Source organism: Myxococcus dinghuensis (assembly GCF_024198235.1).
Taxonomy (GTDB): Bacteria; Myxococcota; Myxococcia; order Myxococcales; family Myxococcaceae; genus Myxococcus; species Myxococcus dinghuensis.
Map to the genome: position 1 here is coordinate 82186 of NZ_JAKCFB010000014.1, position 16558 is coordinate 98743.

Annotated in this window: 12 protein-coding genes; 3 read left to right on the forward strand and 9 right to left on the reverse strand. The window is 71.1% G+C overall.

Going from position 1 to position 16558, the window contains the following annotated elements:
* Positions 1-93: 93 nt before the first annotated feature.
* Positions 94-897, reverse strand: a complete 804-nt coding sequence (locus LZ198_RS19765; protein WP_253973566.1) for an SDR family oxidoreductase — start codon at positions 895-897, stop codon at positions 94-96.
* A gap of 115 nt (positions 898-1012) precedes the next feature.
* On the opposite strand from LZ198_RS19765, the gene LZ198_RS19770 reads away from it, so the two are divergent.
* Positions 1013-3646, forward strand: a complete 2634-nt coding sequence (locus LZ198_RS19770) for a U32 family peptidase (protein ID WP_253973567.1) — start codon at positions 1013-1015, stop codon at positions 3644-3646.
* 49 nt (positions 3647-3695) lie between these two features.
* Here LZ198_RS19770 and LZ198_RS19775 read toward each other — a convergent pair whose 3' ends face one another.
* From LZ198_RS19775 to dnaE, 4 genes are all read right to left on the reverse strand, one after another.
* On the reverse strand, positions 3696-4364 hold the full coding sequence (locus LZ198_RS19775; RefSeq protein WP_253973568.1) for a dihydrofolate reductase family protein: 669 nt from the start codon (positions 4362-4364) through the stop codon (positions 3696-3698).
* A gap of 163 nt (positions 4365-4527) precedes the next feature.
* On the reverse strand, positions 4528-5565 hold the full coding sequence (locus LZ198_RS19780; protein ID WP_253973569.1) for a prephenate dehydrogenase/arogenate dehydrogenase family protein: 1038 nt from the start codon (positions 5563-5565) through the stop codon (positions 4528-4530).
* Between the two features lie 79 nt (positions 5566-5644).
* Positions 5645-6472, reverse strand: coding sequence for a crotonase/enoyl-CoA hydratase family protein (locus LZ198_RS19785; RefSeq protein WP_253973570.1), 828 nt, complete (start codon positions 6470-6472; stop codon positions 5645-5647).
* Positions 6473-6568: 96 nt separating this feature from the next.
* Positions 6569-10123, reverse strand: a complete 3555-nt coding sequence (gene dnaE / locus LZ198_RS19790; protein WP_253973571.1) for a DNA polymerase III subunit alpha — start codon at positions 10121-10123, stop codon at positions 6569-6571.
* 325 nt (positions 10124-10448) lie between these two features.
* On the opposite strand from dnaE, the gene LZ198_RS19795 reads away from it, so the two are divergent.
* Positions 10449-10895: a Spy/CpxP family protein refolding chaperone gene (locus LZ198_RS19795; protein WP_253973572.1), complete on the forward strand. Its 447-nt coding sequence runs from the start codon at positions 10449-10451 to the stop codon at positions 10893-10895.
* Between the two features lie 94 nt (positions 10896-10989).
* Positions 10990-11784 carry a M14 family metallopeptidase gene (locus LZ198_RS19800; RefSeq protein WP_253973573.1) on the forward strand — a complete coding sequence of 265 codons (795 nt, stop codon included), beginning with the start codon at positions 10990-10992 and terminating at the stop codon, positions 11782-11784.
* Here LZ198_RS19800 and LZ198_RS19805 read toward each other — a convergent pair.
* From LZ198_RS19805 to LZ198_RS19820, 4 genes are all read right to left on the reverse strand, one after another.
* Positions 11781-12986, reverse strand: coding sequence for a substrate-binding domain-containing protein (locus LZ198_RS19805; protein WP_253973574.1), 1206 nt, complete (start codon positions 12984-12986; stop codon positions 11781-11783). The genes LZ198_RS19800 and LZ198_RS19805 overlap by 4 nt on opposite strands.
* Before the next feature lie 35 nt (positions 12987-13021).
* Entirely contained in the window at positions 13022-13891 is an 870-nt protein-coding gene (locus LZ198_RS19810; RefSeq protein WP_253973575.1) for a WGR domain-containing protein, read from the reverse strand.
* A gap of 63 nt (positions 13892-13954) precedes the next feature.
* On the reverse strand, positions 13955-14950 hold the full coding sequence (locus tag LZ198_RS19815; protein ID WP_253973576.1) for an NAD-dependent epimerase/dehydratase family protein: 996 nt from the start codon (positions 14948-14950) through the stop codon (positions 13955-13957).
* A 115-nt stretch (positions 14951-15065) separates the two neighbouring features.
* Complete coding sequence (locus tag LZ198_RS19820; RefSeq protein ID WP_253973577.1) at positions 15066-16247, reverse strand: GNAT family N-acetyltransferase; 1182 nt, start codon at positions 16245-16247, stop codon at positions 15066-15068.
* Between the last annotated feature and the right edge of the window lie 311 nt (positions 16248-16558).

The following is a 16558-nucleotide window of genomic DNA, read 5'->3' on the forward strand; positions in this document are numbered from 1 at the left end:
CCCACGGCCTCTCAAGGCCAGGGAGAATGTTGCAGTCCCATCATACGGAGTCCCTGGGAGGTCCGAACCGCCCCATCCTCCCTGTGAGGCGCGCTACATGCCGAGCGCGGACATGAGCGCGGCGCCGCCCAGCAGGGACTGGCCGCCGTCGCAGACCATGATGGAGCCGGTGATGTAGGAGGCGGCGTCCGAGGACAGGAACAGGGCCAACCGGGAGATGTCCGCCTTGGTGCCGAAGCGTTGCAGGGGCAGGGCCTGGGCGAGCTTCTGGTGGCCCTCCTCGCTGGGCGCGAGCCGGCGCATGCCCTCGGTGTCCTCGATGGGGCCGGGGGTGATGGCGTTGACGCGCACGCCGGCGCCGCCCCACTCCAGGGCCAGCACGCGGGTGAGCATGTCCACGCCCGCCTTGGCGGCGCAGACGTGGGCCTGCATGGCCATGGGCAGATAGGCCTGGGGCGCGGAGATGTTGATGACGGAGGCCCCGGGCTTGCGCAGGTGCTCGAAGCCGGCGCGACACAGGTTGAAGGTGCCGAGCACGTCGATGTCCATGACGGCCTTGAAGCCGTTGGAGGAGATGCCCAGCGCGGGCGCGGGGAAGTTGCCGGCCGCGCCACAGACGAGGATGTCGAGCTCCCCGTAGGCGTCCTTCACCTGCTCCAGCGCCTTCTGGATGGCGGCGAAGTCGCGCACGTCCGCGGCGACGCCCATGGCGGCGCCGTGGGCCTGGAGGCCCTTCACCGCGCCCTCCAGCTTCTCCACGTTGCGGCCGTTGATGGCGACCTTCGCGCCCGCCTTCACGAACGCCTCGGCGATGCCGAGGTTGATGCCACTGCTGCCGCCCGAGATGAACGCCACCTTGCCCGCCAGCAGCCCGTCCTTGAACACGCCATCAGCCATGACTCGTCTCCTGTGGAAACAACCCTGCGGCGACTTGACCAGAACATGGCGCACTGCGTCCACGGCGGCGTGAGGACGGGCGAAACGTCGTGGACGCTGTGTTAGAGGACCCGGCATGCGTCGTCGCCCCGAAATCCTCGCCCCCGCTGGAGACCTCGACTCGATGAAGGCCGCGCTGGCCAGCGGCGCGGACGCCATCTACTTCGGGCTCGACGAGGGCTTCAACGCGAGGGCCCGGGCGGAGAACTTCTCGCTCGCCCGCCTGCCGGAGACGCTCGCCCGCGTCCACCGCGCCGGGGCCCGGGCCTACCTGACGATGAACACGCTGGTGTTCGAGCCGGAGCTGCCGGTGCTGGAGGACATCCTGCGCCGCGTGGCCGCCGCGGGCGTGGACGCGCTCATCGTCCAGGACCCGGCGGTGGCGCTCGTCGCGCGCGCGGTGTGTCCCCGGATGGAGGTGCATGCCTCCACGCAGATGACCATTTCGAGCGCGGAGGGCACGCGCTTCGCGCGCGGGCTGGGGGTCACGCGCGTGGTGGTGCCGCGCGAGCTGTCGGTGGCGGAGATCGCCCGGCTGGCGACGGAGACGGACCTGGAGCTGGAGGTCTTCATCCACGGCGCGTTGTGCATGTCGTGGAGCGGCCAGTGCCTCACCAGCGAGGCGTGGGGCGGGCGCTCCGCGAACCGCGGCCAGTGCGCGCAGTCGTGCCGGCTGCCGTACGACCTGGTGGTGGACGGGCAGACGCGCGACCTGGGCGACGTGCAGTACCTGCTCAGCCCCAAGGACCTCGCGGGCGTCATGGCGGTGCCGAGGCTCGTCGACGTCGGCGTGCATTCGTTGAAGATCGAAGGCCGGCAGAAGGGACCGCAGTACGTGGCCACGGCGGTGCAGGGCTACCGGCGCTGGGTGGACGGCGTGGCGGCGGGCAAGGCGGACACGGGGGCGCTGCGCAAGGACCTGGCGGACATGACGCTGTCGTACAGCCGGGGCTTCTCGCACGGCTTCTTCGCGGGCTCGGACCACCAGACGCTGGTGGAGGGCCGCTTCCCCAAGCACCGGGGCGCGTACCTGGGCGTCGTGGAGTCGGTGCACGGCCGGGACGTGCGCGTGGTGGAGGACCCGGAGGGCCGGCCGTGGACGGGCGGCCTGGGCCAGGAGGACGCGGAGGCGCGGCCGGAGGGTCCCCAGGGCAAGGTGTCCTCGCCGCTGGAGAGCGAGACGCCGGTGGCGGCGGAGGTGTCGCCGCGTCCGGGCATGGGCGTGGTGTTCGACGACGGCCACCCCGAGGACAAGCACGAGGCCGGCGGGCCGCTGTTCCGCGTGGAGCGCAAGGGGCACGGCTGGGTGCTGGGCTTCGGCAACCCCGGGCCGGACATGTCCCGCGTCGCGGCGGGCCAGCGCGTGTGGGTGACGAGCGATCCCGCCCTGGTGAAGCGCACCGAGGAGCTGCTCGCGCAGGACGAGCCCGAGGGCCGCGTGCCGCTGACGCTGAGCGTGTCGGGCGCGGCCGGGGCGCCGCTGACGGTGACGGCGCGGGTGCGCGGGGGGCATGTGGCCACGGCGTCGAGCGCGGTGGCGTTGTCCGAGGCGCGGGGCGGCGGCATCGACGCGGCGCTGTTGAAGGACAAGCTCGCGGCGCTGGGCGGCACGCCCTTCCATCTGGCGGAGCTGGACACCGCGGGGCTCGCGACGGGGCTGCACCTGCCGGTGTCGGAGCTGAAGGCGCTGCGGCGCACGCTGGTGGCGGAGCTGACGGAGTCGGTGGCGCGGGGCCCGGTGCGCGAGGTGCGCGAGACGCCGGTGCTCGAGGAGGTGCGCGCCGCGATTCGCGAGCGCGTGGTGGCGCCGTCCGCGGCCACCGAGGGCGCGCGCTTGCTCCCCTTGTGCCGCACGGAGGAGCAGTTGGAGGCGGTGATTGCCGCCGGCCTGCCGGAGGTGGAGCTGGACTGGATGGAGCTGGTGGGGCTCCAGCGGGCGGTGGAGCGGGCGCGCGCGGCGGGGCTGCGGGTGACCATCGCCACCGTGCGCGTGCAGAAGCCCGGCGAGGAGGGCTACGACGCGCGCATCGCGAAGCTGAAGCCGGACGCGGTGCTCGCGCGGCACTGGGGCGCGATGATGCACTTCCTGGAGCGGCCCTTCGCGCCGGGGGAGACGCGGCCGGCGCTGCACGGCGACTTCTCGCTCAACGTCACCAACTCCGTGACGGCGCTGCACCTGCTCGGGCTGGGGCTGGACACGCTGACGTTCGCGCACGACCTGGACGCGGTGCAGTTGGGGGCGATGCTGGAGCACCTGCCCGCCGAGCGCTTCACGGTGACGGTGCACCACCACATCTCCACGTTCCACACCGAGCACTGCGTGTACTCCCACACGCTGTCGCACGGGCGCGACTTCCGCAGTTGTGGACGGCCGTGTGAGCAGCACCGCGTGTCCCTGCGGGACCACAAGGGCCTGGAGCACCCCGTCGTGGTGGACGTGGGCTGCCGCAACACGGTGTTCAACGCGCAGGCGCAGAGCGCGGCGTCGCTGGTGCCGTCGCTGCTGGCGCGCGGCGTGCGGCGCTTCCGCGTGGAGTTCGTGCGCGAGTCCCGCGAGGAGGCCACCCGCGTGCTGGGCGCCTACCAGGAGCTGCTCGCCGGCCGCATCTCCCCCGCGGAGGCCGTGCGCCGCGCGGCGGTGCATGAACAGTTCGGCGTCACGAAGGGCACGATGAAGGTGCTCAACCCGACCTTCACCGTGCAGCGCTAACGGAGCGTGGCCCCCGCGGGAGCAAGCAGCTACGGCGGGACAGCGCGAATCAGCGGGGCCGCGTCTGGCCCGACCTCGTCAGGACGACATGCGTGGCCTTGCTCGTGGCGACGTGCTCCGAGCACACGTAGCCCAGGCTCGCCACATCGAGTCCCGCGAAGAGGTGCTCGCCCTTCCCCAGGAGCACGGGGGAAATCGCGAGATGGAGCTCGTCGATGAGCCCGGCGGCGAGGTACTGGCGGATGGTGGCGGCGCCTCCGCCCAGCCGGACGTCACGGCCCTGCGCCGCCTCCTTCGCGCGACTCAGGGCGGCGTGGATTCCCTCCGTCACGAAGTGGAACGTCGTCCCCCCCTCCATGGTGATGGACGGGCGGGCATGGTGGGTGAGCACGAAGACGGGCACATGGTAGGGCGGATTGGTGCCCCACCAGCCCTTCCAACCGTCATCGAGCCAGGGGCCGCGCACGGGCCCGAACATGTTCCGCCCGAGAATCCAGGCGCCCATGTTCTCGAAGCCACGCGCGGCGAAGTCGTCATCGGGACCGGTGCTCCTCGCGTCGCCACCTTCACCATGGAGCTTGTGGAACGTGCGCGTGCCCACGAGCCACTGATGCAACGCGGGGCCCCCGACCCCGAGCGGTTGCTCCAGCCCCTGGTCGGGACCGGCACCGTAACCATCGATGGAAATCGAGAATGAACTGACCTTGAGCTTCGACATGGACGTCACTCCTCTGGACGCGGGGCTCGCCCGCCCGTGGTTTTCGACCACCTTCGTGACGACGACGAACCAGGCAGGGGCCGATCGACACGTGACATCCCGAGACAGCATTTTTCACGGCCCGTGGTCACCTCGAGGGGGACTGGCGGGAGGCCCAGGGGCCCTACCGCGTGGAGCCCGAGCCTCGCGAGAGGCGCAGGACGGCGAGGAAGACCTCGTCCAGGTCGTCGCCGTCGAGGCCCTCGGCCGCCCCCCAGTCGCGTCGCACCCGGCGCATGGCGGCCTCGCGCTCGGCGTCTGGGAACGGCAGGGCGTGCGCCTCCTTCACGCGCGCGGCCTCCTGGACGAGCCGGGCGCGCCGGGCGAGCAGGTCCACCAGCGCCTGGTCCAGCGCGTCGATGCGCTCGCGGACGTCCGCGAGGGCGGGCGGCGGGGGCACCTGCTCCACCGGGGGCTTGCCGGAGGCATCCGCGTCGAGCCCCTGATGCAGTTGGGTGAGCGCGTCGAGCAGCCGCACCCGCGCCTCGCGCGCATAGGGGTTCTCCGACTGGACGACGGCGAACAGGTGCGGCACCTCCAGGCGCGCGTACTCCTCCAGGCGCGCCATGGGCTGGAAGCTGGGCGGTGCGAACGGGAGGTCGCGGCCCGCGCGCGCCTTCACCAGCCCGTGGGCCAGGAAGAACGTGAGCACGTGCGTGCGCGCCATCAGCTCGTCATGCGCCTCGGGGGACAGCTCCGTCACCTCGCACCCCAGCCGCTCGAACAGCTCGCGTGCCCGGCGCACCGCCTCCGGATGCAGCTCGTTGGGACACACCACCGTGCGCCGCGCGTCCCCTCGCGCCAGGCTCGCGGGGCCGAACAGGGGATGCGTCCCCGCCCAGGGGATGTCGCGGCCCAGCACGGACGCCAGCATCTGCACCGGCCGCACCTTCACGCTGCCGACGTCGAGGACGATGTGCCGGGGCGTCAGCAGCGGCTTCAGCGCCTCCAGCGACGCCCGCATCAGCGACACGGGCATCGCGAGCACCAGCAGCGAGGCCCCCCCGACGAGCTCCTCCAGCGACGCCGCCTGGAGCTTCGGAGGCACCTCGTCCTGACGCGGGTCCAACACGCGATGCGCGATGCCCGCATCCGACAACAGCCCCGAGAGCGCCCGGCCGAAGCGGCCGTAGCCCAGCAATCCCACCGTCTCCGTCGTCACTCGGAACTCCCAGGCCCGGATGTCCGAGGAATCCTCGCACTCCGGGCGCGGCGGCAGAAGGCCCCACGGGGGCGGGGTGTCATCGACCCTGGAAGTGCGGGGTGCGGCGCTCGGCGAAGGCGCCGAAGGCCTCCGTCAGGTCGAGCGACTGGAGGAACGCGGCGTTCCACACGGCCACGTAGCGCAGGCCATCCTCGATGGACTTGCCCGCGCAGTACTCCATCACCTGCTTGGCGCCCTGCACGACGAGCGGCGGGTTCTCCGCGACGCGCTTCGCGATGGCGCGCGCCTCGGTGAGCAGCGCCTCCGGCGTGGCGAAGACGTCGTTCACCAGCCCCATCCGCAGCGCCCGCTCCGCCTCCACGTCGCGGCCGGTGTAGGCCAGCTCGCGCGTGTTCCCCTCGCCGATGATGCGCGGCAGGCGCTGGAGCGCGCCCATGTCCGCGACGATGCCCACCTTCACCTCGCGCAGGGAGAACTTCGCCTCCCGCGAGCAGTAGCGGAAGTCGCACGCGGCGATGAGGTCCATGCCCGCGCCGATGCACCACCCGTGCACCGCGGCGATGACCGGCTTGCGACAGCGGGCGAGCCCCTCCGTCGCCTGCTGCATGTCGCCAATCAACTGGAGCAGCTTCGTGCGCTCGTAGGCCAGGTTGGCATCACCGGTGAGCAGCGGCCCCAGCGACTCCATCATCCCCATCAGGTCCAGGCCGTAGGTGAAGTGGCTGCCCTCGCCGCGCACGAGGATGACGCGCACGGCCTCGTCCGCGTCGAGCGCGCGGATGGCCTGGGGCATCTCCCGCCAGAAGTCCGGACCCATGGCGTTGCCCCGGCCCGGCCCCATCAGGACCAGCTCCGCGACGTGGTCCGACTTCTCGATGCGCAGCGACTTGTACGTGGCGTCCATGACGGCCTCCCTGTCGAGGGAGGCCACCGTAGCGCAGTCACGTCGGCGCGGGGCGATGGCGTCCCGGCTCCGGTCGCCCGCCCCGTCACCCAGCCATCAGCCGAACTCCACCACGCGCATGCCGAACAGGCGGTCCACCGCCAGGAGCAGGTCGTCGTGCACCTGCACCTTGAGCGACGTGTTGCCGATGAGCGCCTCGCCCTCGCCCTTGAAGAGCACGCTGACCGCGACCGGGGTGGCGCCCGCGTACTGCTTCGCCAGCGCGTTGAGCTTCTGCAGCCGCTCCTCGGTGAGCAGGTCCGCCGGCACGCGCAGCTCCAGGCGCTTGGTGCGCTTCTCGCGCACGGACTTCAGGCTCTGGATGTCGTCGACGATGAGCTCCGCCATGGGCGTGTCCTCGTCGCGCTGGCTGATCTGCACCGTGCCGGACACGAGGATGGGGTCGTCCGACTTGAGCAGGTGCTCCCAGTGCTCGAAGCCCGGCTTGGGGCCCTGCTTCGACCACTTGCCGTCCTTGCCCATCACGCTGCGCGTGCCGTCCTTGCCGGGGAAGCACACCAGCTCGATGGAGCCGGACAGGTCCTCGATGGTCACCCACGCCATGCGCTTGCCCGTCTTGGTGGGCCGCTCGCGCAGCGCCGCGACGATGCCGGCGACGGTGATCTTGTCGTCCTTGCGCGCGCGCTGCACCGCGGTGATGGGCTTGGCGTAGCGCTTGAGCTCCTTGTCGTACTGGTGCAGCGGGTGGCCGGACACGTAGAAGCCGATGGCCTCCTTCTCCAGCGCCAGCCGCTCCTTCTCCGACCACTCCTCCACCTGGACGTAGTCGTCCTGGAGGCCGCCGCCACCGCCCGACGACGGGGCGCCGAGCATGCCGAACAGCGAGCTCTGCCCCGCGGCCTTGTCCTTCTGGCTGGCCGAGCCGCGGTTCATCGCCTTCTCGATGGTGTCGAAGATCTGCCGGCGCGAGCGCTTCTCGAAGTCGAAGGCCCCGGCCTTCACCAGCGCCTCGAGCACCTTGCGGTTGACGCGGCGGCTGTCCACGCGCTCGGTGAAGTCGAAGAGGCTCTTGAAGGGCCCCTCCTTGCGCGCCTCGAGGATGGACTCGATGGCGTTCTCGCCCACGCCCTTGATGGCGCCCAGGCCGAAGCGGATCTTCCCCTCCACCGCGCCGAAGTGCAGGTCGGACTGGTTGACGTCCGGCGGCAGCACCTGGAGGCCGGACTCGCGGGCCTCGCCGATGTGCTTCACCACCTTGTCCGTGTTGTCCTTCTCGCTGGAGAGAAGGGCCGCCATGAACTCGCAGGGGAAGTGCGCCTTGAGCCACGCGGTGTGGATGGTGACGAGGCCGTAGGCGGCCGAGTGGCTCTTGTTGAAGCCGTACTCGGCGAACTTCTCCATCAGGTCGAAGATTTCGCCGGCGACCTTGAGGTCGACGTTGTTCTTCGCGCAGCCCTCGAGGAAGCCGGCGCGCTCGGCCTGCATGACCTCGGCCTTCTTCTTGCCCATCGCGCGGCGGAGCAGGTCCGCGCGGCCCAGGGTGTAGCCACCCAGGACCTGCGAGATCTGCATCACCTGCTCCTGGTACACGATGACGCCGTACGTGTCCTTGAGCACCGGCTCCAGCGCGGGGTGCGGGTACGACACCTTCTCCCGGCCGTGCTTGCGGTTGATGAACACGTCCACCATGCCGGAGTCCAGCGGACCCGGGCGGTAGAGCGCGCCGGCGGCGATGACGTCTTCGAAGCAGGACGGCTTGAGCTTCACCACCATTTCGGTGAAGCCGCTGGACTCCATCTGGAAGACGCCGGCCGTGTCGCCCTCGGCCATCAACTGCCAGACCTTGTCGTCGCCGAGCGGAATCTCGTGGCGGGGGATGTCCTTGCCGTGGTTGCGCTTGACCAGGTCCAGCGCGTGCTGAATCACGGTGAGCGTCTTCAGGCCCAGGAAGTCGAACTTCACCAGGCCCGCGGCCTCGACCTCGTCCTTGGCGAACTGGGTGATGAGCGTCTTCTCACCCGGCGGCTGGTAGACGGGCACGAACTCCCACAGCGGCTTGTCCGCGATGACCACGCCCGCCGCGTGCATGCCGGGCTGGCGGTGCAGGCCCTCCAGCGCGAGCGCGATCTCGAGCACGTCCTTCGTCGTGACGGGCTTGCCCTCGACCTCGCCGATGTTGGAGGGCTTCTCCATCATCTCCTTGAGGCGAGGCTCCATCTCGATGGCCTCCTTCAAGGTGATGTTGAGCACCTCCGGCACCAGCTTGGCGATGCGGTCACCCTCGCTGAACGGCAGCGCGAACACGCGGCACACGTCGCGCAGCACGCTCTTGGCCTTGAGCGAGCCGAAGGTGATGATCTGCCCCACGTTCATCTCGCCGTACTTGCGACCGACGTACTGGATGACCTCGTCGCGCCGGTCCTGGCAGAAGTCGATATCGAAGTCGGGCATCGACACGCGCTCCGGATTCAGGAAGCGCTCGAACAGGAGGTTGTACGGGATGGGGTCCACGTCCGTGATTCGCAGCGCGTAGGCCACGAGGCTGCCCGCGCCGGAGCCACGGCCCGGGCCCACGGGGATGCCCATCTTCTTCGCCCAGTTGATGAAGTCCTGGACGATGAGGAAGTAGCCGCTGAACCCCATCTTCTGGATGACGCCGATCTCCAGCGACAGGCGCGCCTGGTACTGCTCGCGGTCGATGGGGTAGCTGACGGTGGCCGCCAGCTCATTGAAGCGCTCGCGCAGGCCCTCGTAGGCCAGCTCTGCCATGTAGCTGTCGGGCGTGTGGCTGTCGGGCACCTTGAAGGTGGGCAGCATGGGCTTGCCCAGCTTCAGCTCCAGGGTGCACTGCTCGGCGATGCGCTGGGTGTTGTGGACCGCCTCCGGCGTGTCCTTGAAGAACTCCAGCATCTCCGTGGGGCTGGTGACGTAGAGCTTGTCCGTGGAGTGCTTGAGGCGCTTGTTGTCCGCCAGCGTCTTGCCGCTGGCGATGCACATGAGCAGCTCGTGGGCGCGCGCGTCCTCGCGCTTGATGTAGTGCGCGTCCGCGGTGGCGCACAGCGGGAGGTCCAGGTCCCGCGACAGCTGCATCAGGTTCGCGTTCGCCTTGTCCTGCTCCGGCATCCCGTTGGACTGCACCTCCAGGAAGAAGTGCCCGGGCTCGAAGATGTCCTTGTACTCCTGCGCCGCGCGGCGGGCGTGGTCCATGTCGCCGCGGAAGCACGCGCTGGTGATTTCGCCGCCCAGGCACGCGGTGAGGGCGAACAGGCCCTTGCTGTGCTCCGCCAGCACCTTCTTGTCGATGCGGGGGTGGTAGTAGAAGCCCTGCATGTACGCGGTGGAGGACAGGTAGCGGAGGTTGGCGTAGCCCTCCGCGTTCTTCGCGATGAGGATGAGGTGGTGGGACACCTTCTCCGAGCGGTCCTCGCGGCCCTTGGGCCCCGCGACGTACGCCTCCATGCCGAGGATGGGCTTGATGCCCGCGTCCTTCGCCTTCTTGTAGAAGTCGATGGCGCCGAACATGTTGCCGTGGTCCGTCACGGCCACGCTCGTCATCCCCTTCTCCTTCACCGTCTTGATGAGGTCCTTCATCCGGATGGCCCCATCGAGCAGTGAGTAGAGGGTATGCAGGTGAAGGTGGGTAAAGGACATGGTCGGGGAAGAGTAGAGCCCGGCATGGGTCCTGGCCACTCCCTGTTGCGGCCTTTCGTCCGGTGTCCCGGAGGCCGGTAAATCGGCCCGGGAAGGCGTTCTTTCCAGAGTGGAAATCCGGCCGGGCCGAAGGCGCGCCGGGGTCTCCTACCCGGCGTCCAGGCGGGCTCACCCGAAGCGAGAATGACAGGGGGCGGGGGCTTCACACTTCTTCACGCCGGGTACAAGCCCGCGCAAAAGCCCCCCGGCACATTGGGCAGCGTCGCCACACCGGCGCGCAGCCACCCGGGCCCGGGGACGGGCCCTCGAACCAGGAGTCAGGACCATGAAGAAGAAGCTCACCCTCGCGGCCACCGCCATCGTCGCCGTCGTGCTGCTCAGCGGCTTCGCCGTGCGCGGGGGTCACCGCTGGGGACACGACCCGGAGCGCATCCGGCAGATGGTGTCGTGGAAGTTGAACGACAAGTTGGACGACCTCGACGCGACGGACGCGCAGCGCCAGTCCATCAACGCGGTGAAGGACCGGCTCCTCGACGAGGGCATGAAGCTGGCGGAGGCGCAGCGCGGGGTGCGCTCGGAGGTGGTCACCCAGCTCGAGTCGGCGACGCCGGACGCCAAGCGCCTGCACGCGCTGGTGGACGAGCGCATCGAGGCCATGCGCGCCTTCGCCCACCAGGCGACGGACGCCGCGCTGGAGGTCCACGGCACGCTCTCCCCGGAGCAGCGCAAGGAGCTGGCCACCGAGTTCCGCGAGCGCACCGGCGTGAAGTAGGCCGCCTCCCCTCCCCGTCCCCCACTCAACGGGCCTCGGGTCCGTGGGGTGGGAGTGGGTAGGCACGGAGGCGTCAGGCACATAGGTTGGATGCGTGAACTACACCGACTATGCGCGACGCATCCGTGCCTTCGAGAGCCTCGGCGAGGTGGCCGAGTACGGCCAGGTCCTCGAGGGCGGACAGCCGTACCCGCTCCTGCGCTTCACCCTTCCCGGAGAACGTTGGCTGGTCATCACCTCCGGGTTCCACGGAGAGGAGCCCGCGGGCCCGCTGACGCTGGCCGAGCACCTGCCGGAGGTGGTCGCCTTCGCGCGCGAGCGTCGGGTGGGCCTGCGCGTCTACCCGTGCATCAACCCGTCCGGCTTCGAGGCGGGCACGCGGTACAACCTGAGCGGCGAGAAGCCCAACAACGACTTCCTCCGCTACGAGGTGGCGCCCGGGGAGTGGCGCGGCGAGCTCACCGGCGCGCAGGACTACCTGCGCTGGGCGCTGTTCGACGGCGGGCCGAAGGAGACGCGCGCGGTGCGCTCGGACCTGGCGCGCTTCGCGCCGCCCGTCGCCGCGCTCGACATCCACCAGGACAACTACCAGAGCAGCGCGCTGACGTACGCGTACACCTTCGGGGACAAGGGGGCCTACCTCCCGATGATGCGCGCCGCGGAGCGCTACGCCACCGTCATCCGCTCGCAGAAGGTGGACGAGCACAACGTCACGGACCCGGACGGCTTCATCGAGTACCACGACGGGAGCGTCACCGACTGGTACATGCGCCAGGGAGTCCCCTACACCGCGACGCTGGAGACGAGCACGCACACGCCCATGGACGCGTGCCACGCGGTGAACATGCTCTGGATTCGCGGCTTCATCGACCTGGCCTCGCGTCGCTAGCGCGACGCCAGCACGCGCGTCCACAGGGCCAGCAGCTCGCGCACCACGCGCGGCTGGGGCACCTCCGCCACGGGTGGCACCTCCACGCGGACCCCGTGCGACGCCAGGCGCGTGAAGGGGTTGTCCGCGGCCTCGGTCCTCAGCGGCACCGTCGGGTCCGCCGGGCGGAAGCCGAACGCCAGGGCCCGCTCCTGCACGGGGCGGCTGCGCAGGTAGCGCAGCCACTCGAGCGCCGCGGCCTTCTGCGCGGGCGTCACCCAGTCGCCCTGGAGCACCGCAGCCGGGTGGTCGCTCCACAGCGTGAGCGACGGGTAGTAGACGCGCAGGTCTCCCCAGCGCCCCTGCGCGTGCGAGAGCTGGGAGATGGCCAGGCTCTCGTACACCACGGCGATGTCGTAGCGGGACGGGCCGAAGCGGACCATGTCCGCCATGAAGGTGCCGGTGGAGGGCTCGAAGCGGGTGACGCCCCGCTCCAGCGCCTTCATCCAGTCCTGGTAGCGCGGGTCGAGCAGGTCCCCCACCGTGAGGCCGGCCCGCTTGCCGTAGTACTCCAGCGTGGCCAGCAGCAGCGTCTGGAGCCCGGAGTTCGAGCGCGTGGGGTCCGTGTGGCCCAGCTTGACGAAGCCCCACTCGGGCTTGCCCCCGATGGCGGGCCAGCCCTGGGGGCTCGTCACCGCCTTCTGGAGGACCTTCCAGGAGACGGTCCCCCCACCGCTCGCCTTCTTCAACACCTCCGCGCGGTCCTCCCAGACGACGAAGACCAGGGGCGTGATGACCAGCGGCGCCGGCGCCTCGTCGCCCTGGGGCGCGAACAGCGGGCCCCGCTCGGCGTCCGTGGCCCAGTCCGCGGCGAGCAGGCGCAGCACCGCGCTGTCCGCGGGGCTCCACACCGTGGGCTTCTCCCGCCCGTCGAGGATGGCCTGCGCCGCGTCCAGCGAGCCCAGCCCCAACAGCTTCAGGCGGATGGAGGGGTGCTCCTGCTGGAACGCCGCGGCGGCGGCCTCCACCCACTCCTTCTTCTCCGTGCTGTAGAGGAAGGAGACCTCCGTCACCTCGCCGGGCCGCGACGGGCGCGGCGCGACGGGCGCGCTCGTGCCCGCCTCGGGGGCTCCCGGCGACGACGGGGCGCGCCCCGAGGTCAGGTAGAGGACTCCGCCCAGCGCGACGAAGACTCCGATGATGATGAGAAACCTGGGCGTCATGGACCGACTCGTCCCCCTCGCTCCGGCACGCGCGCCTATCCCGCCAGGCGCGCGAGCCTCCCGGCCAGGTGCGAGTCACCGCTCGCGTCCAGGCCCTTCACGAATGCCGACAACGAGCCACCGGAGGCCTCCAGGTGGTCCGCCACGTGGGGCGCGAGCTGGCTCCAGCGCTTCGCCCACCCGTCCTCGGAGGGGCTGCCGCGCGTCCCCGGGCGGGTCGCCAGGAGCTGCCCCAGCCGCAGCGCGAGCTCCGGCTCGCCGAGCGCGTCCGCCTGGCTCGCGATGGTCGCCGCGCCGGGAGGCCGGGTGGCGGCGGGCGCGCTGCGCCACTGCTCCGCCGCGCGCTGGAAGGCCGCCGTGTCCAGTTCGCCCAGGAGCGCGAGCGCGTGCCGCAGCGGCAACCGCCCCTCCTTCGCCGGCGCCACCACCCGCGCCATCAGCGCGGAGAACGTCGCGTCCAGTTCCGGGTGCTTCGCGGGGTCCACGCCGCCCAGGGCGCGCAGGGAGCGGCGCGCGGCGCGGGCACGAGACGTCACCTCCCAGCTGCGCCAGCCCAGCCGCGCGCGCAGGGCCGCGAGCGCGTCCGCGGCGATGCGCAGGGACTCGGGCGTGGGCGAGGCCACGGGGACGCGCCGGGGGAGGGGCGGCTTCTGGGGCGGGGCCGGCGGGGCCGCGACGGCGGGGGCCGCCTCGCCTCCGGCGGTCACCTCGCGGTAGCCCTCACGCACCTTCTCCGCGACCTTCTTCTCGTACTCCTTCTGGGCACCCGCGGCGTCCGGGAAGGCCTTCTCCTTGCGCTGCCCCGCGGTGCCGATGCGACCGAACGTGACGACGAAGACGTTGCCCTGCACCTCCGGCTGCCAGAACTTGGAGCTGGTCCCCTCGACGAACTCGAACCTTCTCATGGTGGCCCTTCCTCCTCGCGCGTCGGCCGCCGCCCAGGCTACCGCACACGCGACATGCGCGCCTCACGCCACGCGCGCGGTCCGCTCCTGGAAATCGGCTTCCATCTCCTTCAGCCCCAGTCCCCGGGGCATCCGCCCCTCGTAGCCCAGCTCCAGGCGGGCCTTTTCATCACTCACCGTGACTTCCCGTCCAATCAGCAGCAGCTCGGTGCGGCTGATGGGGGGCCGGCCCGGCAGGCCGAAGACGCCCCACGCCACGTCCGACAGCGTGGCCACGGTCGCGGCCAGGCCGAACGGCATGCTGGCGTTGCCCGGGTCCACCCCCTGCGACTTGAGCATGGCGGTGACGAAGTCGCGGAACACCACGGGCTCGCCGTCGGTGAGGAAGTAGGCCTGTCCGCCCCGCCCCTTCTCCGCCGCCAGCAGCATGCCCTCCACGCAGTTGGCGACGTGGCAGGTCGAGGTGAGGTACCGCCCGTCGCCAATCCACTTGAAGCGGCGCGACTTCACCGCGTCCACCATCTGCGGCAACACCGACGTGTCGCCCTTGCCCCACACGAGCCGGGGCCGCACCGCCACGGTGGTGAGCGAGGCGGAGTTGACGCTGAGCACGCGGCGCTCGGCCTCGCCCTTGGTGGACGGATAGTCCCCGATGGGGCGCTCGGGCAAAGGCCACGTCTCGTTGGCGCGGACCAGGGGCGTGCCGTCCACCAGCACCGCCTCCGTGCTGACGTGCACCAGCCGCTTCACGCCCGCGGCGACCGCCGCCTCCAGCACCCGCTCCGTGCCGCGCACGTTCGCCTCGTAGTACTCCGCGCGGCGCGCCCACGACTTCACCACCGCGGCGGAGTGGAAGACGACGTCGCAGCCCTCCATGCCCTCCTTCAGGCGGACCGCGTCGGACAGGTCGCCCTCGAAGGGCTCGGCGCCCGCGGCCGTCACCGCCGCCACGGCCTCCGGGGAGCGCGCCAGCGCGCGCGACGTGTCGCCCCGCGACTTCAGCGCCGCGATGAGGTGTCTGCCCACGAAACCGGACCCGCCGGTGACGAACGCCCGCATGGACTGCTCCCGAGAAGTGAGGTCTCGGGCTCCTACCACCACCCGCCCTCGACGCGGTAGCCACCTGGCGGCCCGGGTGCCCCTCCCATCCCGTGGGAGGGGCGCCCGGGGTCCGTCAGAACATGTCGCGCATCGAGGGCGTGGGGCCGTGGAGCAGCCGCTGGGCGACCTGGACGGAGGCGTCGTCGGCCTGGAGGAGGCCCATGGCGCGCAGCGCGTCCGCGGACGCGAAGCCCGTGTAGAGCGAGGCGAGCTGTCGCACGTGCAGCCGCATCCGGCCCTCGCCTCCCCGCGTCACGCGGGCCGCGCCGGACGCGACCTCCAGCACGAAGCGCCCCTGGTTCTCCGGGAAGAGGTCGTCCTCCACCTCCAGGTGGAGCACGCCCGCGGCGTCCGGAGGCCAGCCTCGGGCCTCCAGCGCGGCGGCCACGTCCAGCACCCGCGCCATCCAATGCATGTACAGCTTCACCGAGTAGTCCTGCTCGCGCAGCAGCCACAAGAGCGGCTCGTCCACGCCGCCGAACCACACCGCCTCCGTGCCCAGGGAGTGGTGGTCCCCGAGGAAGCGCAGGAGCCGCCGGGCCGCCACGGGCGTGGTCGCGACCACGTCCGTCACTCCGAGTTCGTACTTCAGGTCCTTCTGGGGCCGGCGCGCCAGGTACACGTAGCCCTCCACGCCCGCGTCGCCCTCCACGAGGAAGCCGTGCACGGTCTCCGTGCGGGGGTTGCGCACGCGGGTCCAGGAGAACGCGCCCCGGTCCAGCCACCCTTGCCGGTGGCGCGCGACGCGGGTGTAGCAGGCGGTGATGGCCGCCTCGTCCGCGGCCTCGATGGCCCGCAGCCGCAGGCCGCGCTCGTCCGTCCCCAGCGACGACACGGGGACGCGAATCTCGTAGCGGCCTCCGGCCAGCTCGTAGCCCACGCGCCGGTAGAGCGGCTGCGTCGCGGGGTAGAGGATGGACAGCGGCGCGCCCTCCGCGCGGACCTCCCGGAGCAGGTGGCGCATCAGCCGCGTGGCCGTGCCCTGCCCGCGATGCAGGGGGTGGACGCCCACGCCGCCCACGCCGATGACGGGGACGCTGCGCCCGCCGTACCACTGCCCCATGCGCAACAGGCCCAACGTGGCGCCGACCTGGCCCTTCTCGCGCAGCAGTCGCAGGTTGCCCAGGTCCTGGCGCTTCTTCCAGCCCTCGCAGTCCTCCGGCGTCATGGCGTAGGAGTGCATCAGGATGTCGATGACGGCGGCGACCTCCCGCTCGTCTCTCGGGGGGCCAAAGTCGTCCTGCGTCGCGTCCACGTGTTCCGTCCCTTCATGATGCGGGGGGCCCGCATCCTACCGCCGTCCCTCCATGGGGCGGCCGGTCCAGGACTGCTGTCGTCGCGACGCGGCATGGGCTGACCCACCGAAGGCTGGGCGGGGTGCGTCATCGTCGGGTGCACAAGCCGGCTGCTAGGCTCGTGGCACATGGGGCGCTTGCGTGACTGGAAGTACAAGCTCGGCCTGGGTGGTGCCTGCGACCTGTGCCAGCAGACGCTCCGGCGGGCGCCGACCCTCGTGGGCTTCTCGCGGCTCGCCTGCCCCGACTGCGCCGAACGCCACTTCGCGAA